Raw genomic sequence first — 21,475 nt, 5'->3', positions numbered from 1 at the left:
CTTCCCTCTCCCATCCGCGCGCCGGACCGTCGCCGCCGCATCCGGCCGGCACCCGAAGCCCCGACCGGTTCGGGACGGGGATTTACCAGTTCCGCGGCGGGACGCTAAGGGTGGGCTCCTGCCACGACGCCCGATGCGCGGCCCCGCCCTGCCGGCGGCCGTCCGAGGTTGGCACCACGTCGAGGCCGTGAACGGGCCGGTCGAGCGCGCGGAACATGTCACACTTCCTGGACCTGATCAGAGATCATCGCGGCGGCCAGGCCGACCTGATCGCGCGGCTCGGCGCGCTCGCGGCCGATCCGGAAGCGGCGGGGACCAGCTCTGACACGATGATCCGCCATCTCGACGCCCTGGCGTTCCGGCTGGACGGCGGCGGCGCGCCCGACCTCGCGGCGCAGGCCTACGACCTCGCGGCCGCACTGGCGGGCCGCGATGGCGGCCGCTGGACCCTGGCCGCCGCGGAGGTGCGCCTGCGCGACCTCTGCGCCCGCGAACGCTTCGCCGAGGCGGATCCGGTCGTCGCGCGCCTGCGCGCCGCGGACGCGAACCGGCTGCGACCGCGGATCATGGAGGAGTTGATCGACCGGGCGTGGCTTCTGGAGCTGCGCGGCGAGGCCGAGGCGAGCGTCCAGTGCTACCGCCTCGCCCTGGACCTCAACGGCGGCGCCCCCGGTCTCGTCTCGCGGGACGGGGACCCGCTCGCCAAGAAGATCAAGAACCTGCGCCGGCTGCAGCTCGACGCGCTGATCGAGGCCGGCGAATTCGACGCGGCCGTCGCCTTGCACGAGACGACCCGCCGGCTGATCGGCGCCGGCCCCCTGGCCTGCTACGACATGGTCACCGCCGCGTCCCTGGCCGGCCGGCCGGGCATCGACTACGCCGAGCTACGGCCGCCCCGGCCGATCCAGGCACCGCGTCTCAAGTTCACCGAGCCGCCGCCGCCCCTCACCTCCGAGCCGGGGGATTTGGAGGCGCCGAGCCATTACCTCGCGTTCGTCGACGGATGCCACGCCTTCCCGCGCAGCAACCTCGTCGTGAGGGACGGCCACCTGATCTACGACCTCGCCGCCCATCCCCGCCGGCGAGACGTGCTGCTCCAGGACGGGGTCAACCCGGACCAGATCGTGATGGCGGCCTTCGGGGAGAGGCGGGCCCTCGTCGAGGTTCCGGAAGACAGCCTGTCGATCGAGGCCGGCCTGTCGATGTTCGGGCTCCAGAGCCGGAATTACGGCCACTGGTTCTGCGAGTTCGTGCCGCGCATGCTGGCCTACAACGACCCGCGCTGCCCGGACGGCATCCCGCTCTGCATCGACGACCACATGCCGGCGACCCACGAGGAGGTGGTCCGGCTCCTCGACACGCGCGACCGCCCAATCATCAAGCTGCCACCCCGGCCGGTGGCGTTCGGCCGGCTCGGCCTCGCGCCGGTGCCCGCCTTCTTCCCGTTCGAGATGCGGCCGGGACAGCGGGTCTACGACACGATCTGGCCCTCCGACATCCTGGTAGATCTGCGCACCCGCATCCTCGACAGCGCGCGCGCGCGCGGGGCCCTGAGCGGCGGCACCGGCCGCCGGCTGTTCATCTCGCGCAAGGCCTTCGCGCAGCGCCAGCTCGTCAACGAGATCGAGATCGCCGAGGCGCTCCGGCCGCACGGCTTCGAGGTCATCACCCCGGAGACGATGACGTTCCTCGAACAGGTCGACGCGTTCCACGCCGCCGACATCATCGTCGGTTCGTCGAGTTCGGCGCTCACCAACGGGCTGTTCTGCCGCCCGGACTGCCGGATCCTCGGCCTGATCCACGCCAACCTGAGCTTCAATTTCCGGGGCTATACAAGCTTCATCGAGGCCGGCGGCGCGCAGATCACGTTCCTGCGCGGCGCGACCACGAACGAGGACGGTCACGCCTTCCACGCCAGCTACCACGTCGCGCCGAGCGCGGTGGTCGGTGCCCTCGGATCTCTGGCGCAGCCAGCCCCGGTCCTATCGCCGCAGGTGCCGCCCGTCGCGCCTGCGGTCGCCGGACGGTCGGTCGTGGGCCGACTGCTCGGCGCTCTTCCCTTCCCGCGGCGAGCCGATGGACAATAGATCAGTAATTGCATTTGTTCGACAAAGCTCGCGGAAGTAGAGTCCGACCGTTGCGGATCGGTCGCGTTGCGCTTAGAGGGCTTCGCGACATCGGATCGCGCTCCGGACGCGAAGGGGCCTCGGCACGGTCCATGGTAAGTTTCGCGATCGAGGGTCGACGTCAGAGAGCCGGCATTTCGGCGGGGGAACGATGACTCAGCCACACCTGATCGAGTTTCGCCACATCCTCGATCACAGGGGAGCGCTGACGCCCATCGAGGCCGGGAAGGACGTGCCGTTCGACATCCGACGCGTCTATTTCATCTACGATGTCTCGCACGGCGCGGTGCGCGCGGGGCATAGCCACAAAGAGCTGCGGCAGGTCCTGATCGCGATCTCTGGGAGTTTCAAAGTTCACCTGGATGACGGCCGCACGCGCCAGACGTTTCTGCTCAATCGACCCAACATCGGCCTCTATGTCCCGCGCATGGTGTGGCGCGATATCGACGAGTTCTCCGGTGGGGCAGTGTGTCTCTCCCTGGCCTCGCAGCATTACGAGGAGAGCGACTATTACAGGGACTACGACACATTCTTGCGCGCCGTGGGAAGCCGGTAGGGGAGGCCCGCGATGAAGGTTCCGTTTCTCGATCTCGGCCGCACCCACGACACCGTCCGCGCCGACCTCGACGCCGCGTGGCACCGCGTCCTGGACCGTTCGCGATACGTCCTGGGTGAGGAGGTCGAAGCTTTCGAATCGGAGTTCGCCGCCTATTGCGAGGCCGAGCATGCGGTCGGCGTCGCCAACGGCCTGGACGCCCTGATCCTGATCCTGCGCGCCTACGGGATCGGTCCCGGCGACGAGGTGCTCGTGCCGTCGAACACCTTCATCGCGACCTGGCTGGCGGTGAGCCAGGTCGGCGCGAGGCCGGTCTCCGTCGATCCGGATCCGTCGACCTACAATATGGACCCGGCCGGAGCCGCACGGGCTGTCAGCAGCCGGACGAAGGCCATCATGCCGGTCCACCTCTACGGCCAGCCGGCCGACATGGAGGCGCTGCGCGCCCTGGCGCACCGGCATAATCTCGTCTGCATCGAGGATGCCGCGCAGGCCCACGGCGCCACCTTCGCCGGGCGGCGGACCGGCAGTCTCGCCGACGCCGCCGCTTTCAGCTTCTATCCGGGCAAGAATCTGGGAGCCCTGGGCGATGGCGGGGCCGTGACCACGTCCGACACGGCAGTCGCGCGCCGGATCCGCGAACTCGCCAATTACGGCTCGCGCGAGAAATACGTGCATCGGCAGCAGGGGGTGAACTCGCGGCTCGACGAGCTTCAGGCCGCGCTGCTTCGCATCAAGCTGCGCCATCTCGACGACTGGAACAGCCGGCGCCGCGCCGTCGCGGCCGCGTATCGGGACGGCCTCGCCGATACGGACCTCGCCCTTCCGCAGGTCGATCCGCGCACCGATCCCGTCTGGCACCTGTTCGTCGTCCGGTCCGGGCAGCGGGATGCGCTGGCAGCGCGGCTCGACGAGGCGGGGGTCGGCACGCAGATCCATTACCCGATCGCACCGGCAGATGCCGAAGCCTATGCGGGCGTCTCGATCGCGGGGGAGAGCCGTCTGGGCCGCGTCCTCGGTCGAGAGATCCTGAGCCTCCCCATCGGGCCCCATCTTCAGGAAGAAGAAATCCGGCACGTCGTGCGCGCCTGCCGTGCGGCCATGGCCTCCAATCAGCGCCACGGCCCGGCGTGAGATCTACCGCCTCGGACCGCCGAGCCCGGCTCCGGCAGCGGTCCTAAGATCCGCGGCCGGTTCCCCGCGCCGCGCAGTTCGGGCAGCTGGAGCGTCTCGGGACCGAAACCGCCCGGGCGCGGACGCCGATTCCAAACGGAACAGGAGGCCCCCGTGTCATCGTCACCCCTGAACGCTGCCGACGGTGGCCCTCCCGAGGACGGCCCGAGTTCCCTGGAGAACCTCCGGACCGGCCGCGACGTCGATCTCGCCAAGGTCGACCTCACGTTCGAGGGATTCCGCGCCCTCGCGCAGAATCCGCACCTCTCCGCCAACGAGCGGATCGGCTTCCCGGAGACGTATCGCGACGGCTTCGAGGGTGCGATCCTGCGCGACATCGCGGCCAAGCTCCCGGCACTGCTCGGGACCGGCGCCACCATCGTGGATATCGGGCCCGGATGCGCCGGGCTGCCGCATCGCCTCATCGACCTGTGCCGCGAGCGGGACCACCGCCTGGTCCTCGTCGATAGCGCGGAGATGCTCGAGCAACTGCCCGACGTCGCCGGCGTGACCTCGAAGATCGCCGGCGCGTTCCCGGCGAACCGGGACGCCGTCCGGAATGCGGTCGGCCAGGCCGACATCGTCCTCTGCTACAGCGTCTTCCATTACGTGTTCGCGGAGGGCAATCCCTTCACCTTCCTCGACAGCATCGTGGCGCTGCTCGCCGATGGCGGCCGTGCCCTGATCGGCGACATCCCGAACATCTCGAAGCGCCGCCGCTTCTTCGCGAGCGAGACCGGCCGGCGCTTTCACAAGGCCTTCACGCAGACCGACTCCGAGCCGGACGTCCGCTACAATGAGCCGAGCCCCGGCAAGATCGACGACGCCGTGCTCACGGGGCTCATCCAGCGGGCGCAGGCCGCCGGCGCGGACGCCTACGTCATGCCTCAGGCGCCGGATCTCCCCATGGCCAACCGGCGCGAAGATCTCCTCATCATGAAGGCGTAATCGATGAAACCGCTGATCATCTTCGGCAACGGCGAAATCGCCAGCATGGCCTACGAGTACTTCACCCACGACAGCGGCCATGAAGTGAAGGCTTTCTCGATCGGCGAGGCGTACATCACGCAGCCGCATCACCACGATCTGCCGGTGATCCCGCTCGCCCAGGTGCAGCAGGCCTACCCGCCCGAGGAGTACGACGCCTTCGTCGCCATCGGCGATTCGAAGCTCAATCGCGTCCGCGCCGATCTCTGCGCGCAGGTCAAGTCCATGGGCTACAGGTTGACGTCGTATGTCAGCACGAAGGCCTTCGTCTGGCACAATGTCACGATCGGCGAGAACTGCTTCATCCTGGAGCACAACGTCGTCCAACCCTTCGTTGAGATTGGAAACAACGTCACACTCTGGAGCGGCAACCACATCGGCCACCGCTCGGTCATCGAGGACAATGTCTTCGTGAGTTCACACGTGGTGATCTCGGGCTTCTGCCGGATCGGGGCCTACAGCTTCCTCGGCGTCAACGCCGCCATCGGGCACGGCGTCACGATCGCGCCCGACAACTACATCAGCATGGCGTCGAGCCTCGCGCAATCCACGGAGCCGGACAAGATCTACCAAGGCAATCCGGCAGAGCCGCGCAAGATCGCCGCAACGCGCTTCTGCCGAGCGCGCTAGCGATGACCGTGACGGTCCGGCGCTTCACCCAGGATCAAACCTCGGCCTGGAACGCGCACAATGGCACGGCTCTCAACGGGCATTTCCTGTTCGATCGCGGCTTCATGGATTACCACGCCGACCGCTTCACGGACGCGTCGCTGCTCATCATCCGCGACGACACGCTGGTGGCGACGCTTCCCGCGAATGTCGACGGCGACACGATCCATTCCCATCAGGGCCTGACGTTCGGCGGACTCCTGACCGGCCGCCTGTCGACCGACGCCACCCTGACGCTGTTCGAGGATTGCCTCAACCATTACAGGCAGGCCGGCGCCAGGAAGCTGATCTACAAGCCGGTCCCGTCGATCTATCACCGCCGGCCCGCCGAGGCCGACCTCTACTGCCTGTTCCGTGTCGGCGCCCAGCTGGTCCGGAGGGACGTCACCACGACGATCGACTACCGGCTGCCCGGCGAACTCTCGTCCCGCCGCCGCCGGGGTGTCGGCAAGGCGCAGAAGGCCGGCCTCACCGTCCGCACCGACGGCCGCTGGCCAGAGTTCTGGGACATCCTCGCGCAGACGCTCCGGGAGCGCCACGGCGTCGCGCCGGTTCACACCCTGCCGGAGATCGAGATGCTGGCGGGGCGCTTTCCGGACAACATCAAGCTGTTCACGGCCGAGCAGGCGGGCGAGACGGTGGGCGGCGTCGTGATCTTCGAGACCGCGGACGTCGCGCATGCGCAGTACATCGCGTCCAACCGGCAGGGCCGGGACGCGGGGGCGCTGGACCTCCTCTTCAGCACGCTGATCAAGACCTACCAGCCGACGAAGCGCTATTTCGACTTCGGCATCTCGACCGAGGAGGGCGGCCGCGTCCTGAACCAGGGCCTTCTCACCCAGAAGGAGGAGTTCGGCGGCAGCGCCGTGATGCACGACACCTACACGGTCGCATTGTAGCGGCGTTGCAGCGGCGCGGCCCGTCCGAGGTCCTGACCGGCCCGAGCCCCGCAGAGGCGGTGATCGCCCGCCGACGCGCACGGGCTGGCCATGGGGGTCGGGGGCCCTGCACCGCTCCCGAAGCCGATGTCGATCAGGTCGCGGCAGCGCCTGTCCCGGCACGCGTCCGGGCTCACATCCTTCGAAATCCGTCCTCGGCCGCGGCCGGATCCCGGTAGGCCAGACCGAACCCGGTTCGTCCGAAGCCGTTGCCGTTGTAGAAGAGCAGGGTCCGCTCGCCGACTTGGCAGGTCGCACCGAAGCACGTCATCTCGGACGCCCATGCCTGTCCTGCGGTATCGATGACCGGAACGAGGCGGGACGGATCGACCGGGCCCTCGTCCCACGGGCACATCATCAGCCTGTAGGTCTGTTCGGTCCGAACCGAGACCATCAGGACAGGGTCCTGCCCGGGGAGCGTCTCGACGCGCGGACGGCCGAAGCCGATCTCGGCGCGCGCCTCATCCGGCAGCAGCACATCCTCCGCCGGGGCCGCCCAATTAATCCCGTCCGCGGATCTCGACCGGCGGATGGCGTAACGCGGGAGCATCTTCCCGGAGGGGCTACGGACGAAGCGGTTGCCGCCGATATACAGGATCTGGAAGCCGTCCCCCACCCGCCGGACAAACGGAGCAGTCCGGAAGTAGCCCTCGTCGGGCGTCGCCGGAAGGACAGGCTCCGTCTTCCACCGCCTGAAGGTTTTGCCGCGATCTTCGCTCACCGCGAGGCCGGCCAGGAGGGTGTAGGGAACGTCCTCCGACAGTCTCTGCCAGCCGACGTAATACAGCCGCCAAAGATCATCGACGCGTTCAAGATGACAGGGATTGACGCCGTCCGCGTCGAAACACCCCGCGGCTCCGAGATCGAGAACGGGGGCGGGATCGAAATGGATGACCGGGTGCGGATGGTCCAAGCTCAGGTCAACGGAGAAGATACGCCCGCGCAGACCGGCATCGCAGGACGAGAAATATACCCGGACACGGTCCGCCAGCACGATCGGCGTGGGCAGCATGGCGTGCGTCCGGAGCAGACCCGAGCCCGGCGCGGCGAACCGCAGGCCAAGATCGGTCCATGGCGTCTTCATGCTGTCATCCCTATCGATCAGATCGCGACGACGTGCGCCGGCACAGCCAGATTTCAAACATTGGTCCGCAGCACGGTATCCAGGTAATCGAGATCGATGCGGTAATTGCCGTGCGTCAGCTCGAGCGAGCGGCGGCGCGTCTCGGCCCCGGGGCGATAGGCCCCGTGCTCACCGGGGACGGCCAAGTAGCGACACCCGGCAAACCTCGCGAGGCTGGCGAACGTCGAGAACTGCACGGCGAACGGCGACACGAGTCCCAGGACGAGGGTGCCCGGGGATGCGAAAACCAGATTGGCGAAGGCGGCGCCGATCGGCCCGGCGATGCAGCGCGCAGTCCTGAAAGCCTCGACCTGTTCCGCGAAGCTGAGCTGCCCCGGGTTCACGATCTCGAAACCGTGCCGGCGAAACACGGCCTCCACCTCGGCGGCGTTCGTGATGTTACGCCCCGCGGATCGCCCGAGATAGAGCTTCCGGCCCGCCGGAGTACTGGGCGCTGGCACGGCCTCGATCACCCGCTCACGCAGCCAGGAGAGGCTCGCGTGATTGACAGCGGCGACCGTCCAGAACTCGACGTCGGGCGTATCCGGAATGAAGGTCATCAAGGACGGAACGTAGAGCGTCTTCACGTCCAGCCGCTGCCCGTGCTGCCGGACCGTGAATGGGCGGCCCGGGAAGAGCAGCTTCAGGGCGTCCATTTCCTGCGGAAACAGATCGTCGCTCAGGATGAGCGGCACATCCTGCGGTATCGACGCATTGTCGACGATGTAGCCCTTCGTGGCGTACTCGATCAGGAAGTGAAAATAGTTCGCACCGCATCGCCCGATCAGAAGGATGCCCGCATCGATCGCCCGATCCGCCTCCTGCGGGACACGGGCCAGGACCCGGTCGCCCTCGGGGCCGAAACAGGTGATGACGAACTCGCACTGGCGGCTCGTGTAGCGGAACGCCGGGTCCGCCTCCGGCTCGTAGACCACGAAGGCGGAATGGGAGACGATCTGAGCGAAGCCGAAGAGCGACGCGTCCCGGATCGTCGCGCACCAGAGTTCCGGCCTGCGCAGTCGACGGGCGGTCGGCGGCTGCGCGGACAGGGCGACCTCCGGATCCGTGAAGTCGAACACGCCGGCTTCCGCGATGCCGCGGCAGTCGATCCAGGGCACCGCATCCTGCCCGATCCGCACCACCGGGTAGATCGAGCCGAGACCGGTGCCCGCTCCGCCGCTCGGACGTGCGGGCGATGCGGACCGCACGGCGAGGAAGCGCGCGAGCGCGAGGGCGAGCCGAAGCTGCAGGCCGAAGCCGCGCCGGGTCGCGAGCTGGTTGATGCGGTAGCGGAAGCAGTCCGTGATGTCCTGACGGCTCTGCCCGAGCATCGCCAGAACGGCGACGAGCACGGGCGACCACGCGTAGATCCGCGCCTCCATGCGCGCGTTGGGCGCGCGCAATGGCGCCGCGGACCAGTGTCGTGCGAAATGGGCGACCGGATCGACACCTGCCGCCGCCACGTCGGCATTTCGTGTCAGATAATAGTCACTGTCGACGATCCGGCGCGCGATCCGTAAGGCAAGCCACTCCAACATCGCTGAGATATCTATCCTCGACGTCGAACGGCGCATCGTGCAACTGAGATCGGGTGCTCAGCACCGTCGCTCGCCGCCGCTCCGATCAGTAGGTCTGCAACAAGGCGGAGTGGCGCTCGATGGTCGACGCGTGCGCCGACCTGAACGCGTCATAGGCTTCGCGGCTGAAGTGAAAGAAATAATCCTGCTCGCCCTCGTCGACGATTTTCGCGCCCGAACGGAGGTGGAAATTGATCACGCTCTCATTCTCACGACGCACGTCGAAATGACAATGCTCGAAGCCGAGGTGCTCGAACCCCAGTTCGTAGATCGCGAGGGCGGAGTAACCTGCGAGGCCGACGACCGGAGGAGGCGCGATGATCCAGCTGCCCCAGCAGAACGACTTCAATCCGGCGATGATCCGAAAATCGTACATCCGGACCGTGCCGCGATCCTGGCCATCGGAAACGATGATGAAATAGTACTGTCTGCCCGCGGCCTCGTCGTTCTTGTATCGCGTGAGCCACGCTGCCTGCTCTTCCACCGTGGTGGGTGGCGCGTTGAGGAAACGGCTGAGACGGTTGTCGGAGCGCAACCGGTAGATCAGAGCCGCGTCGCTCGGCTCAGCCAGCCGCAGATGCGAGCGCCGCCGGCTGTCCAGCGGACGCGTTTCACGGATCCGGTCGATGGGCATGTGCATACGGGGTGGATACGGCTCTGTGGCTGGAACGCGACGAACGCACGGATCTCGGCAAGTCCTGCCACGCGCGGAGGCCCTTGTCACGCGACGCTCCGGGGCCGGTCTGCCGCGGTGCCGACACGTCGTGTGCCAGTCGGTCCGACGCGGAGAGGGTCACACATCCCGGCATCAAACGACCCGGGCTGAGCCGGACCCGTAGAGCGGGCGAAGCCACCTACCTTCCGCGGAAACCAACCGTCTCAGGCTGGCACGAGCCACGTCCTCAGCAAGCCGTCGAGGCGACGCGTGTTGATGGCATAGCTTCCTTGCCGGAGCGAGATCTTGTTCGCGCTCAAGCGGACAAAGTCACGCTTTCGCTTGTCGCTCAGGAGATGGATGCAGTCGCAGCCCATCAATTCCGCCAAATTCTGGAACAGGGACGAGGTGACGGCGTAGCGTGATCCGAGGCCGAGCACGGATGTGCCAGGCCTGCAGAAGATCGTGTTCGAGAACGCGGCGCCCAGGGGACCGGCGACATGGGTCGCGGCAGCGAACAGTCTCACCTGCTCGATGAAGGACAGAGTGCTCGGATCCACGATCGCGAAGCCGTGCCGCGCGAAGACAGCCTCGACCTCGTCGGCGTTCACGATGTTTCTGCCGCGCCGCCGGGCCAGAAAGATCCGGGACGGCTGGGACAGTGCGTCGTCTTCGAGGCTCAGGGCCTCGTAGGCACGCCGCCGCAGCCAGTCCAGGCTCGCGAAGCGGAGCCCCTCCTTCTTCCAGTCGGTGACCTCAAGCGCGTCTGGGAGATACGTCATGAGGGACGGGATGTGGAGCCGCCCGACGTCGAGCCGCTCCCGGCTGGACGGCGCGACGAACTTCCGACCCGGAAAGAATAACTCGAGGGCCTCCATCTGCGATGGGAACAGATTGTCCGAGATGACCAGCGGGATGTCGTCGGGGAGACCCAGGCGATCGATCAGGTAGCCTCGGGAGAGATACTCGATGAGGAAGTGGAAATGGTTGTTGCTGCACCGGCCGCCCAGCAGGATCGCCTCGTCGAGGCGGCTTGTCGCGGCATCGGGCAGGCGCGCCACGATCTTGTTGTCCTGTGGCGCGTAGCAGGCGATGACGTGCCGATGCTGTCCGGCCGCGAAGGACAGACTCGGATCGGCGGCGGGCTCATAGACCACGAAGTGACCGCTCGCCGCGACCTGCATGGCTCCGAAGACGCTGGCATTCTGGACGGTCGCGCACCAGAGCGGGGGTAGCGTGACCTCGCGCGCGACGGGCGCGCCGCGCCCTTCCCACACCCGCGGGGAGCTGAATCGATGCGTCTCCGGCGGGTCCATCCTCCGCAGCGTGAGCCAGGGATGCTCATCGCCGATCCGGGCGATCGGGAGCGTGGTGCCGACGATCCGCTCCAGATTCGCGGCGACGGGCCCGGAACCCGTGGCCCGGGCCGCCAGGAGACGCGCAACCCAGCGGGCGAAGCGGAATTTCAGACCCAAGTCGCCGCACCAGAGATCTTGATAATGGGCGACGAAACACTGGACCCAGTCGTCGCGCCGGATCGGCAGGAGCACGGCCGCCAGCGCCAGGAAGGGCGAGAGCCTGATGATGGCCCGCTCCATGGACGGGTTCGCCGCGCGGATGGGGACGGCATAACCGCATTCGGCGAAGTGTCGGACCGGATCGACACCGGCCGCGCGGACGTCAGGATAGCGATTCAGATAATACTCGGCATCGACCAGTTTCCCCGCGAGAAACAGGCTGACGCGCGCGCGCAAACTGGAGATGAGGACGGCACTCATACCAACCCCTCCGGGCATCGGGCGCTCAAGGGCCGGATCCAGAAACACTCATTGTCCGAACGCCGGCCGATCTCAGGCTGCGTGCACAGCGCCGACGGCGCCGTCCATCACGATGTGACGGAGGATCTGGCAGATCCGCTCCGCGTTGGCGGTCCCGAGCTCGCCGTAGAAGGGCAGGCAGAGGACTTGGTCGCCGACTCTGTTGGCCACCGGCAGATTGTCGATCGCACTGTCGGGAAAGAGACGGTACGGCTCGTACTGGCTGCACAGCGGATAGAAATAGCGACGCGCGAAGACATTGTAGTGCTTGAGGCGGTCGTAGACCTCGTCACGGCTCACGCCGGCGACGGCCCGGTCGATCCGAAGGCAGTAATACTGCAGGCTGTCGGTATCGAGGTCGAGCGGCCGCGAGGCGGTGATGCCGGGCAGACCGCCGAGGTGATCCCGGTACACATGCGCGAGGTCGAGCCGCTTCGCCTTCTCGGCCGCGACCGCATCGACCAGGCACAGGCCCATGGCGGCCTGGATCTCGTTCATCTTGCTGTTGATGCCGACAGCCTTGACGGTCACCTCGTCGGCGATCCCGAAATTCTTCAGCAGCTCCATCCGCCGCTTCACGTCGCCGTCGTTGGTGACCACGGCCCCACCCTCCGCGGTGTGGAAGAGCTTCGTGGCGTGGAAGCTGAACATGGTCGCGTCGCCGTAGCTCGCGATGGGCCGGCCGTTGACCCGGGTCCCGAAGGCGTGGGCGCCGTCGTACAGCACCTTGAGGCGATGTTTGCGCGCGATCCGCTCGATCGCCTCGACGTCGCACGGGTTGCCGTAGACGTGAACCGCGAGGATGCCGGTGGTGCGCTCCGTGATCGCGGCCTCGATCCGGGCCGGATCGAGAGTCATCGAGTGCTCCTCGATGTCGGCGAAGACCGGCCGGATGCCGTGCCAGGCGAGCACGTGCGGGGTCGCCGCGAAGGTGAAAGGTGTCGTGATGACCTCGCCCGAGAGGTCGAGGGCCTTGACCGCCGTCATCAGGGCGTTGGTGCCGTTGTTGAACAGCGCGATGTGGCCGTCGCCCAGGTGGGCGTGGAGCCGCTTCTCCAGCTCCACGTGCTGCGGTCCGCCATTCGAGAGAACGGCACACTGCCAGATCGCCTCCAGATGCTTCGTGAAGACCGCGAGTTCGGGCAGCATCGGACGGGTCACGTAGATCGGCTGCTCGAACGATCGCGGCTCAGCGCTCATGGAACCTCCTCGCGATGTTCGGACGCGAGGCCGACCATCTGGACATATCGAATTCGGGACAACTGAAATGACGTAGCAATCGGGCGGAGCTGAGGCCGATCAGGCCGGTTTCGGCGCCGGGGCGACGATGTCCGCCCGGGGCCAGATCGTGGCGTTGTCGGGCAGGGCGCGCAGGACATTGCAGCCCATGCCGACCGTGACGCCCTGACCGAGGGTGAGGCCCTGGAGGATCTTGGCGAGCGGCCCGACGAGGCTGTCGGCACCGATCGTGCAGCGGCCGCCGACGAAGGCGCCCGGCGAGATCGTGGTGTTGTCGCCGACGACCGTGTCGTGGCCGACGATGGCCGCCGAGTTCAGCACGCAGAAGCGCCCGAGCCGGGCATCGGCGTTGACGATCACCCCGTGCGCTACGAAGGCGCCGGCGCCGACCGCGACGTCCGGGCTCACGATCGCGCGGGGCGAGACGAGGGCGGGGCAGGGGAGGGCGTGCCGGTCGAGCCACGCGATCAGCTCGGCCCGCGCCCGGATCGCGCGCCGGCTCACGCCGCCGATTGCCAGGACGACGCCGTCATACTCCGCCCGGTCGGCGAGCAGCGCCTCGAGATAGCCCCGGTAGCGGCCGACCTGAACTTCCGGAGCGGTCGAGTAGGTATCCTCGACCGTGTGGCCGAGGGCGCGGGCGACCTCGGCGATCTCCTTGGAGAAGCCGCCGCCGCCGATCAGCGCGAGCCGCTGCGCCGTCCCGGTCACAGCACGGCCCCGCCGTCGACCCGCAGGATCTCGCCGGTGACGTGCCGGGCCTGGGACGACATCAGGAACGCGATGGCGTCGACCACGGATTCGACGGTGGCGGCGCCCGCGGGGCTGCGCTTCTCCAGCGCCTCCTTGAACTCCGCGCCGTACAGGCGGGCATGGGCCTGGGTCATCTCGGTGTCGAGCCAGCCGGGGGCGACGCCGACGGCGCGCCGGGGTGCGAGTTCCCGGGCGAGCCCCTTGATCAGGGCATCGAGGCCCGCCTTGGAGGCGGCGTAGGGCACGATCGCCGGCTCGGGCCGCTGCGCCGCGACGGACGAGACCGCGCAGAACACCGCGTCCCGGGTCGAGACGCGGGCGCTGCCGAAGGCGGCGGCGAACAGGGTCGGCGCGACGAGGTTGGTGCGGTAGAGGCGCTCGACCTCCTCCACGCCGAGGCTGCGCATCGGCTTGATGACCTGGACGCCCGCGCAGTACACGAGCCCGGTCAGGAGGCCCCGCTCGGCCACCGCCGCCTGCAGCACGCCGCCGATCGCCGGAAGGTCGGTGACGTCGGCCGCGACGGCCGCGCAGCCGAGCGCCTCCAGCTCGGCGAGCCGGTCCGCCCGCCGGGCGAGGGCGGTGATCCGCGCCCCGCCCGCGCGGAGGCGCTCGGCGACGGCGCGGCCGATGCCGCTGCTGGCCCCGACGACGAGGACGTGCCCCCCTGGCTCCGATACCGGCTCCGACATCGCGCTCAGGCCTGCAGCTTCGCGCCGGCCAGCGCGATCAGGTCGTCGGTGGTCGCCGCCCCGGCGATCCGCTGCGGATCCACCTCGAGGCCGAGCGTGTCGTAGAGGGCCATGATGTTGAGGATGCCGAGCGAGTCGAAGGTCTCGATCGCCCCGAGGCTCTGCCCGCGGGCGAGCGGCCCCGGCTGGTCGAGGATCGTGCCGAGCTCGTCCAGGAATGCGCCCTCGGTCATCGGGTGGTCTCCTCGTAGGTCAGGACCGGGGGCGCGAAGATCCGGTCGGTGGTGATCGTGCAGGCTCCCCAGCTCAGCCCGACCCCGAAGCCGGCGAGCAGCGAGCGCACCCGCCGGCCGGCATAGGCCTCCGCGAGGAAGCCCGAGATCGTGCCGGGGATCGAGGCCGAGTTCTGGTTGCCGTAGACCGACTGGGTGCCGGTCGGGAGCTTGCTGTCGTCGAGCCCCAGGCGGCGCTGGAGGTTCTTGAGGATGTACTTGTTCGGCTGGTGCAGGACCAGGAAGTCGACGTCCGCGGCGCGCGTGTCCGAGAAGGCCAGGATGCCATCGATCAGCGGCGGGACGCGCTTGAGGGTGAAGTTGAAGACCTGCGCCCCGTCCATGTGCATGGTGCCGGGCTTGCCCGCATCCTCGGCGTCGGCCCGGAGGCCGCTGTGCGGGATGAACAGGGCCTTCTCGCCCGAGCCGTCGCTGTGGAGCTGGAAGAAGCTCTCGCTCTCGCGCCGCTCGATCAGCACCGCGGCGCCGGCGTCGCCCATGATCGGCGTGATCGACCGGTCCCCGGTCGCGACCATGCGGCTCGCGACGTCGCCGACGCAGAGCAGGACGCGCTCGAGGCCGGATTCGACCAGGCTGTAGGCGACCGACAACCCGTAGACGAAGCCGCTGCAGCCGAGGCGGATGTCGAAGCAGAGCGTTTCGGTCCGCATGCCGAGGCGGTGCTGCATTCCGATCGACGTCGACGGCGAGCTGTAATCCGGCGTCTGGGTGACGAGGATCAGGCCTTCGACGGCGTCGGGCTGCAGGTCGAGGCCGCGCAGGAGGTGGCGCGCCGAGTGCAGGCAGAGATCCGCCGTCGTGGTGCCGGGATCGGCGACGACGTGACGGGTCGAGAAGCCCATGGCCCGCTTGAGGCGCTCCGCCTCCTCGGGGGCGAGCCCGAGGCCGGCCGCCTCGTCGTCGAAGGCCTGGACGCGCGCCCCGACCGTGGTGACGAGCCCCGCGAGGGTCGCGCGCGAGAACCGCAGCTCAGCCATGCTCGACCGTCTCGGCGACGTACTCGATCCAGCCCTGGAAGCGGCGGAGCGGCGACTTCGTGCTGTCGAGGATGCTCTCGTTGGCGAGCGGCACGTAGCGGCCGACCGTCCGCTCGATCTCGGATTCCGTCTCGAGGAGGAGCTCGACCACCGCGAAGGAGTCGAGCCGCTCGTAGACGTCGTCCTCGGGCCCGGGATTCTCCAGGTCCGGGCGCCCCCAGGTCTCGACGAGCCGCGCGAAGGTCGCGCGGGCAGCCGCCTCGACGGCGCCGCGGTCACTCCGCGACGATGTGGATGTAGGGGGTGTCATCCGGTCCTCGTGTCAGTCGGTACGTCTTGCCCTCGGGGCCAGCGCTGAGGGGTTCGAAGCCGTTGTCGTCGAGGAAGCTCTCGACCATCCGGTTCTTCGCGCTCGGGCGATACTGGGCTTTCAGGTCCCGATCACCCTCCTGCTGGCAGACGTGGCGCAGAATTTGGGCCTCGATGCGGCGTCCGAGGGCCCGGCAGCTCATCAGGAACGTCTCGAGTTCGCCGCCCCGGACGATGGCGACCCCGACGATGCCCATGTCGCCGAACCGGTCGACCACCCGGGCCGCGTAGACGCCGCCCTCCCGCATGGCGGTCGCGACCTCGTCCTCGGTGTAGCGCCGGGTCGTCAGGTTGAACTGGTTGGTCTTGTTGATCAGCTGCGTGACCCGCCGCAGCGAGCCCAGGTTGTTGCGGGCGACATGCACCCGGATCTCGAGGGAGGCGAGGTACTCGTCCATCGAGGCCGCGGAGCGCTGCAGCTCCTGGCGCTGGGCCTCGCCGCGGTACTGCTCGGTCTTGGCCAGGTCCTCGGCGGTGACGTTCCGGGCGCGCAGCGACGCGATCCCGTCGAGGAGGGTGAGCGCCTGCTCGGGGCGCGTCCGGTCGAACAGGTGGCACTCGACCCCGGGGAGCCGCGCGCGGACCTCCTCGATCTCGAACGGGTTGTCGTCGAGGAAGATGAAGCTGTCGAGGCCGAGGTTCAGGGTCGCGGCGAGGTCGCGGATGTTCTCGCTCTTCTCCGTCCAGTTGCTGCGGTAGGCCACGAAATCGTCGAGGCGGAGCGGCATCGCGCGCTGGGCGAAGACCGCGCGGAAATCCTCCTCGTTGTTCTTCGTCACCGCGCAGAGCAAGATCCCGAGGCCCTTCAGGCGCAGGAGCTGGCGCTGGAGCTGGGTGTGGACGATCCCCGGATAGTCGCTGTCGACCTCCAGGTTCTCGACGCCGTCCTCGCCGACGACGCCGCCCCAGAGGGTGTTGTCGGCGTCGACCACCACCACCTTGCGCCGCGCCCGCAGCCGCGCCGCGACGGCGTCGGCGTAGCGCTCGCTGAGCGCGTCCACGGCGGCCGGGGCGTAGGGCATCTGGTACATGTACCGGTTGCGCTCGCGGAAGGCGTTGGCGAAGCCGAGCAGCGCCAGGGCCCCGGCGGCGTCGACGACGCTGACCCGCTCCTGCGTCCGGGCGAGGTCGAACAGCACCGCGTTCACCCGCGCCAGCGCGGCGAGCTGGTCGTGGAGGTCGCTCTCGACGGACGAGACCGGCACGAACGGCACGGTGTTGAGGATGATCGTCCCCGGCGCCCGGGCGAGCCGCGCCGAGACCATCTCGGCGAGGTGCCGCGCGCGCGCGACCGCCGCCTCGTCCGGGGCGACGTCGAAGAACCAGCGGTGGTCGAGATGCACAATCAGGACGTCGGCGGCGGCGGGACCCGCCAGCACCTGCTCGATCTGTCCGATGGGGAGATGCTCGCACGAGACCGTGGCGAGATCCGCAAGGCGGCCCGCCACCTTCCCGAACGGGTTGGTGACGACGTTTCCGACGAAACCGATCGACAGGGCGCGAGCCGTGGTCATCCTCGATACCGGTCCCTGCGACACCCTGCGGATGCCTGCCCTCCGGCGATCGACCGGCCCCTTTCCGTGCGTGCGAGCGCCGCCCTCTTGCGAGATCGCGTGCCATAAAGCAAGGGGCCGGGCATCCGGCGGCCGGTCAGCCCGGTCAGCCCGGTCGGGGCGGGGACCTAGCGGGGACTTGGCGGGGACCGGGCGAGGAGGAGCTGCGCGATGTACGGATCCGGTTCGGACGAGGCCGCCGCGACGACGCGGACCTGGACCGAGGCCCATCAGGCCGCCTTCGCGCGGGCGACCGGCGACGTGAACCCGATGCACATGGACGCGCGGATGGCCCGGCGGACGCTGGCCGGCGAGCGGGCCGTCCACGGCGTCCACGCCGCCCTCTGGGCCCTCGATGCCTGCGCCGACACCCATCCCCTCGACCGGCTCGCGACGCTGCAGATGCGGTTCGAGCGGTTCGTCCTGGTCGGGGACCGCACCGTCCTGACGGCCCACGCGGCGGACGCGGGGCAGCTGCGCCTATCCGTGGCGGTGGACGGCGTCCGCACCCTGACGATCCAGGCGACCTTCGCGGCGGAGAGGGCCCCGGGTCAGGCAGTCGAGGTCGCGCCCGTCCCGATCCCCGCCGAGCCGGTCGCCCGCGATCCGGCGGCCCTGACGGGGCTCGCCGGCGCCTTCGCGCTGCCGGACCCGGCGGCGATCGCCGCGCTCGCGCCGCGCCTCGCCCGCGCCCTCGGTCCCGGCCGGGTCGCGGCCCTGGGCGGCCTCTCGACGCTCGTCGGCATGTTCGTGCCCGGCCTCCACTCGATCCTCTCGAAGATCGACGTGACCGTCACCGAGGGGGACACCGGTGCGAGCCTCGGCTACGCGGTGAAGCGGTTCCAGCCGATGCTGCAATCGGTGACGCTGGACGCGGTCGGCCCCGGCCTCGTCGCCCGGGTCGAGGGCTTCGTCCGCCCGCGGCCGGTGGAGCAGGAAAGCCTGCGCGACCTCGCGGCGCTCGTGGAGCCGGGCGCCTTCGCGGCGGTGTCCGCGCTGATCGTCGGCGGGTCGCGGGGCCTCGGCGCCGCGACCGCCAAGCTGATCGCCGCCGGGGGCGGGGCGGTCTGCATCACCTATGCGTCCGGCGCCGAGGAGGCGGAGGCCGTCGCCCGGGAGATCCGGGACGCCGGCGGGCGCTGCCAGATCCTCCGCTACGACGCCGCCGAGCCGGCCGCCGCGCAGCTCGCGGCGCTGGCGATGCGCCCGTCGCAGCTCTACCATTTCGCGACGCCCCGCATCTTCCGCCAGAAGCGCGCCCCCTTCGAGCCGGCCTGCCTGGACGAGATGATGCGCGTCTACAACACCGCCTTCTACGAGCTGAGCCAGTTCTGCCTGGAGCACGGCGACGCCGTGGTGGCCTTCTACCCGTCGACCAGCGCCATCGACGAGGCGCCCCGCGACACCCTGGAATACGTGATGGCCAAGATCGCGGGCGAGACGCTCGCCGCGACCCTGGCGCGCACGCTCCCGAACCTGCGGACCGTGATCGAGCGGCTGCCCCGGGTGAAGACCGACCAGACGGCCACGATCTTCCCCGTGCCGGCCGCCGCGCCGAGCGCGCTGATGCTGCCGATCATCCGCCGGATGTCGGCGGCCGCCTGACCTCGAGGCGTGGCGGGCACGGGACCGTGCTGGACGGCCCTGTCCGAGCCGGGCGCCGGCCTCACTCCGCGGCGGCGTCGTGCCGGACCTCTTCGTCCGCGTCCGAGTCGGTCTCGACCTCGCCCTCACCGTCCTCGGCCCCGTCGGGCGCCGCGGCGGCGGTGAAGAAGTCGCCGTTCCGGATCGCCTCGCCGCCGGTGACCAGCATGCTGAGATAGGTGTTGAGGGTGTTGGGCGCGACGTCGGGCAGCCGGTCGGCGATCTCGGCGTGCGACAGGCCCTGCGGGCCGGCCGAGCCGAGCAGCGCCTTCAGCCGCCCCTTGGCCGAGTTGGCCCGGGGACCGCGGGCGCCGCGCCGTCCGCCGGAGGCGGGCGCGGCGCGGTCCGCCGCGGCGGACCGCGGACCCTCGGGCGCGTGGAGACCGGTAGCGTCGAGCGGGATCCCCTCGACGATGGAGGTCAGCGCGGCCTCCGCCGCCCGGAGCTTGGTCAGCTCGGCCGCGATCCGGTCATAGTCGCTCTGCAGCGCGGCCCGGCGCGCCCGAACGTCCACCAGGGCCTTCGTCAGGGTGTTGTCCTCATCCATCGGACGGCCTCATCCCACGATTTCGATGGCTGACGGCATACGACACAGGCGCCTTCCGGCGTCAACAGCCGCGCGGAGCCGCGCCGACCGGACCCGGCCACGCGCACCCGATTCGCCGCGCGAGTTGTGAGGACGGCGCCCGATGCCTTAGAGACGTTCCTGAAACGCCGTTGCCGGCCCGGGGGCGTCGGCGCGACCGCCGAATGCGGACGGATCCCGATTTCGGCACGGCGATACCGCAATCGTCATGTCAGAAGGCGAGCTTTCTTCCGCGGGTTCGATGTGCGGCCGTCCGGTCCGGGGCGCCGGCCGCGCCGTACCCAGGGGCGTTCATAGATCCCGCAGAGCGAATTATGTCCTTGAATATCTTCGATAAAGGGGAGAATAATGTCATCGACATTGATCCGCGGGATCAGCACAGCCAAGCGGGAAAGATCTACGTCAACGGCGACAACAACTACGTCCGCATAGGCAGGGGCTGCGTGTCCGACAAGGACATGCACATCGTCATCGAGTCGAACTGCCGGTTCGACGTCGGCGAGGACGTGCGGCTGTCGATGGCCAACATCTATATCGGCCCCGGCTCGGTGCTGCGCATCGGCGACCGGACCGGCTTCACCGGGCTCGTCCATCTCAACCCCGTCGAGGGGAAGGCGATCGAGATCGGCACGGACTGCTCGATCGCCTCGGGCGTCTGGATGACGACGAGCGACTTCCACTCCATCGTCACCCGGGACACCGGCACGCGGCTGAACCCGGCCAAGCCCGTGCGGGTCGGCAACCACGTCTGGATCGCCAATCAGGCCACCCTGCTCAAGGGCACGGTCATCGGCGACAACGCGATCGTCGGCGCGCACGCCGTGGTCACCGGGACGGTGCCGGCCCACTGCGTGGCCGCCGGCAACCCCGCGCGGATCGTGCGGGAGAACGTGACGTGGCGCTCCGACCTGATCTGACCGCACCGGCGGCGCACGCGGGACGCGGGGCAGGGGGCGCCGTTGTTTACCCCGCGCGCGCGTTCCGTTAGGGCGATGGGCCGTCGGCGCGGGCCCTTGCCCAGCGCTCCGACACGCCTTCGATCCAGCCCGCGCGAACACATGCTCACCCGAGCCTCAGGTCTCGACCCCAGCGCCGCTTCCGGCACGGCCTCCGACCGCGATCGGCGGCCGTCGCGCGACAGAGCGGGCGCCGCGCGTTGAAGCGGATCCGCGGCCTGTACCATCGCTGGGCGCGCTCCGGCCCGGTCCGCGCGAGCGGCAACCCGCTGATCCGGCTGGCCGCCCGCCGCGGCCTGCCGGCGGCGGACGATCTCGTCACCGCGGACGCGCAGATCGCCGCCCTGGCAGCCCACTTCGACGCGGCGTTCTACGCGAGCTGGTACGGGATCATGGCCGACCCGGTGCGCGACTACCTCGTCCACGGCTGGCGCGCGGGCCGCGACCCGCGCCCCGACTTCGACTCCGCCGCCTACCTCGCCCGCCACCCCCACCTCGCCCGCGCCGGCATCAACCCGCTCCTGCACGCCCTGGCGCGCCGCCGCGCCCGGCGTGGCGGGGCCGACCGGGAGGGGGAGTCCGAAGCCCTGCCGAAGCCCGACACGGCCGAGGCCCACCGCCTCGCCCGCCGCCTCGTCGACGGCGCCTTCTATCTCGCCGGCAACCCCGACCTCGCCGCCGCCGGCGTCGACCCGGTCGACCACTACATGGCCTCGGGCTGGCGCGAGGGCCGCGAGCCGGCGCCGCAATTCGACACCCTGGCCTACTGCCTCACCCGCGGGATCACCTTCG

20 protein-coding genes and 1 pseudogene are annotated in these 21,475 nt (G+C 69.3%); 9 read left to right on the top strand and 12 right to left on the bottom strand.

Features of this window, described 5'->3' with window-relative positions; genetic code table 11:
• Window positions 1-215: 215 nt before the first annotated feature.
• From ACLBXO_RS27595 to ACLBXO_RS27570, 6 genes are all read left to right on the top strand, one after another.
• Window positions 216-2,087, top strand: a complete 1,872-nt coding sequence (locus tag ACLBXO_RS27595; protein WP_447687399.1) for a glycosyltransferase family 61 protein — start codon at window positions 216-218, stop codon at window positions 2,085-2,087.
• 190 nt (window positions 2,088-2,277) lie between these two features.
• Window positions 2,278-2,682: a sugar 3,4-ketoisomerase gene (locus ACLBXO_RS27590; protein WP_447687398.1), complete on the top strand. Its 405-nt coding sequence runs from the start codon at window positions 2,278-2,280 to the stop codon at window positions 2,680-2,682.
• 12 nt (window positions 2,683-2,694) lie between these two features.
• Window positions 2,695-3,816, top strand: coding sequence for a DegT/DnrJ/EryC1/StrS family aminotransferase (locus tag ACLBXO_RS27585; protein WP_447687397.1), 1,122 nt, complete (start codon window positions 2,695-2,697; stop codon window positions 3,814-3,816).
• A gap of 153 nt (window positions 3,817-3,969) precedes the next feature.
• Window positions 3,970-4,803, top strand: a complete 834-nt coding sequence (locus tag ACLBXO_RS27580) for a class I SAM-dependent methyltransferase (RefSeq protein WP_447687396.1) — start codon at window positions 3,970-3,972, stop codon at window positions 4,801-4,803.
• A 3-nt stretch (window positions 4,804-4,806) separates the two neighbouring features.
• Window positions 4,807-5,472 carry an acetyltransferase gene (locus ACLBXO_RS27575; RefSeq protein WP_091981744.1) on the top strand — a complete coding sequence of 222 codons (666 nt, stop codon included), beginning with the start codon at window positions 4,807-4,809 and terminating at the stop codon, window positions 5,470-5,472.
• Window positions 5,473-5,474: 2 nt separating this feature from the next.
• Entirely contained in the window at window positions 5,475-6,410 is a 936-nt protein-coding gene (locus ACLBXO_RS27570; RefSeq protein WP_447687395.1) for a GNAT family N-acetyltransferase, read from the top strand.
• 172 nt (window positions 6,411-6,582) lie between these two features.
• Here the strand turns inward: ACLBXO_RS27570 and ACLBXO_RS27565 are convergent, their stop codons facing one another.
• The 11 genes from ACLBXO_RS27565 to ACLBXO_RS27515 all read right to left on the bottom strand — a co-directional run bounded on the left by ACLBXO_RS27565 (window position 6,583) and on the right by ACLBXO_RS27515 (window position 17,458).
• Window positions 6,583-7,533 (bottom strand): hypothetical protein, encoded by a 951-nt coding sequence (locus ACLBXO_RS27565; protein ID WP_447687394.1) that lies wholly within the window; start codon window positions 7,531-7,533, stop codon window positions 6,583-6,585.
• A gap of 53 nt (window positions 7,534-7,586) precedes the next feature.
• Window positions 7,587-9,146: a glycosyltransferase family 61 protein gene (locus ACLBXO_RS27560; protein WP_447687393.1), complete on the bottom strand. Its 1,560-nt coding sequence runs from the start codon at window positions 9,144-9,146 to the stop codon at window positions 7,587-7,589.
• A gap of 49 nt (window positions 9,147-9,195) precedes the next feature.
• A complete protein-coding gene (locus ACLBXO_RS27555) occupies window positions 9,196-9,789 on the bottom strand; it encodes a GNAT family N-acetyltransferase (RefSeq protein WP_447687392.1) in 594 nt (197 codons plus the stop codon).
• A 239-nt stretch (window positions 9,790-10,028) separates the two neighbouring features.
• Window positions 10,029-11,582, bottom strand: coding sequence for a glycosyltransferase family 61 protein (locus tag ACLBXO_RS27550; RefSeq protein ID WP_447687391.1), 1,554 nt, complete (start codon window positions 11,580-11,582; stop codon window positions 10,029-10,031).
• A gap of 72 nt (window positions 11,583-11,654) precedes the next feature.
• Window positions 11,655-12,821 (bottom strand): DegT/DnrJ/EryC1/StrS family aminotransferase, encoded by a 1,167-nt coding sequence (locus ACLBXO_RS27545; RefSeq protein WP_447687390.1) that lies wholly within the window; start codon window positions 12,819-12,821, stop codon window positions 11,655-11,657.
• 99 nt (window positions 12,822-12,920) lie between these two features.
• Window positions 12,921-13,571 carry an acetyltransferase gene (locus ACLBXO_RS27540; protein ID WP_447687389.1) on the bottom strand — a complete coding sequence of 217 codons (651 nt, stop codon included), beginning with the start codon at window positions 13,569-13,571 and terminating at the stop codon, window positions 12,921-12,923.
• Window positions 13,568-14,305, bottom strand: a complete 738-nt coding sequence (locus ACLBXO_RS27535; protein ID WP_447687388.1) for an SDR family NAD(P)-dependent oxidoreductase — start codon at window positions 14,303-14,305, stop codon at window positions 13,568-13,570. The genes ACLBXO_RS27540 and ACLBXO_RS27535 overlap by 4 nt, the downstream gene beginning before the upstream one ends.
• A gap of 5 nt (window positions 14,306-14,310) precedes the next feature.
• Window positions 14,311-14,538 carry a hypothetical protein gene (locus ACLBXO_RS27530; RefSeq protein ID WP_012318193.1) on the bottom strand — a complete coding sequence of 76 codons (228 nt, stop codon included), beginning with the start codon at window positions 14,536-14,538 and terminating at the stop codon, window positions 14,311-14,313.
• The gene (locus tag ACLBXO_RS27525; protein ID WP_447687387.1) at window positions 14,535-15,575 is read right to left on the bottom strand and encodes a ketoacyl-ACP synthase III; all 1,041 of its coding nucleotides are present in this window, start codon (window positions 15,573-15,575) and stop codon (window positions 14,535-14,537) included. The genes ACLBXO_RS27530 and ACLBXO_RS27525 overlap by 4 nt, the downstream gene beginning before the upstream one ends.
• Complete coding sequence (locus tag ACLBXO_RS27520) at window positions 15,568-15,885, bottom strand: hypothetical protein (protein ID WP_447687386.1); 318 nt, start codon at window positions 15,883-15,885, stop codon at window positions 15,568-15,570. The genes ACLBXO_RS27525 and ACLBXO_RS27520 overlap by 8 nt, the downstream gene beginning before the upstream one ends.
• Complete coding sequence (locus tag ACLBXO_RS27515; RefSeq protein ID WP_447687385.1) at window positions 15,851-17,458, bottom strand: HAD-IIIC family phosphatase; 1,608 nt, start codon at window positions 17,456-17,458, stop codon at window positions 15,851-15,853. The genes ACLBXO_RS27520 and ACLBXO_RS27515 overlap by 35 nt, the downstream gene beginning before the upstream one ends.
• A 210-nt stretch (window positions 17,459-17,668) precedes the next feature.
• Between ACLBXO_RS27515 and ACLBXO_RS27510 the strand changes: the two genes are divergently transcribed.
• On the top strand, window positions 17,669-19,102 hold the full coding sequence (locus tag ACLBXO_RS27510) for an SDR family NAD(P)-dependent oxidoreductase (RefSeq protein WP_447687384.1): 1,434 nt from the start codon (window positions 17,669-17,671) through the stop codon (window positions 19,100-19,102).
• A gap of 61 nt (window positions 19,103-19,163) precedes the next feature.
• On the opposite strand, the gene ACLBXO_RS27505 is transcribed toward ACLBXO_RS27510, so the two are convergent.
• Window positions 19,164-19,688, bottom strand: coding sequence for a hypothetical protein (locus ACLBXO_RS27505; RefSeq protein ID WP_447687383.1), 525 nt, complete (start codon window positions 19,686-19,688; stop codon window positions 19,164-19,166).
• A gap of 497 nt (window positions 19,689-20,185) precedes the next feature.
• On the opposite strand from ACLBXO_RS27505, the gene ACLBXO_RS27500 reads away from it, so the two are divergent.
• Both ACLBXO_RS27500 and ACLBXO_RS27495 read left to right on the top strand, forming a co-directional pair.
• Complete coding sequence (locus tag ACLBXO_RS27500; protein ID WP_447687382.1) at window positions 20,186-20,644, top strand: acyltransferase; 459 nt, start codon at window positions 20,186-20,188, stop codon at window positions 20,642-20,644.
• A 239-nt stretch (window positions 20,645-20,883) separates the two neighbouring features.
• Window positions 20,884-21,475 (top strand): annotated as a pseudogene (locus ACLBXO_RS27495) (glycosyltransferase); the annotation flags it as partial.

The sequence above is a fragment of the Methylobacterium sp. C33D genome (genome assembly GCF_053345825.1).
The sequence above is the reverse complement of the archived record's forward strand: the minus strand, read 5'-3'. Positions and strand labels throughout refer to the sequence as shown.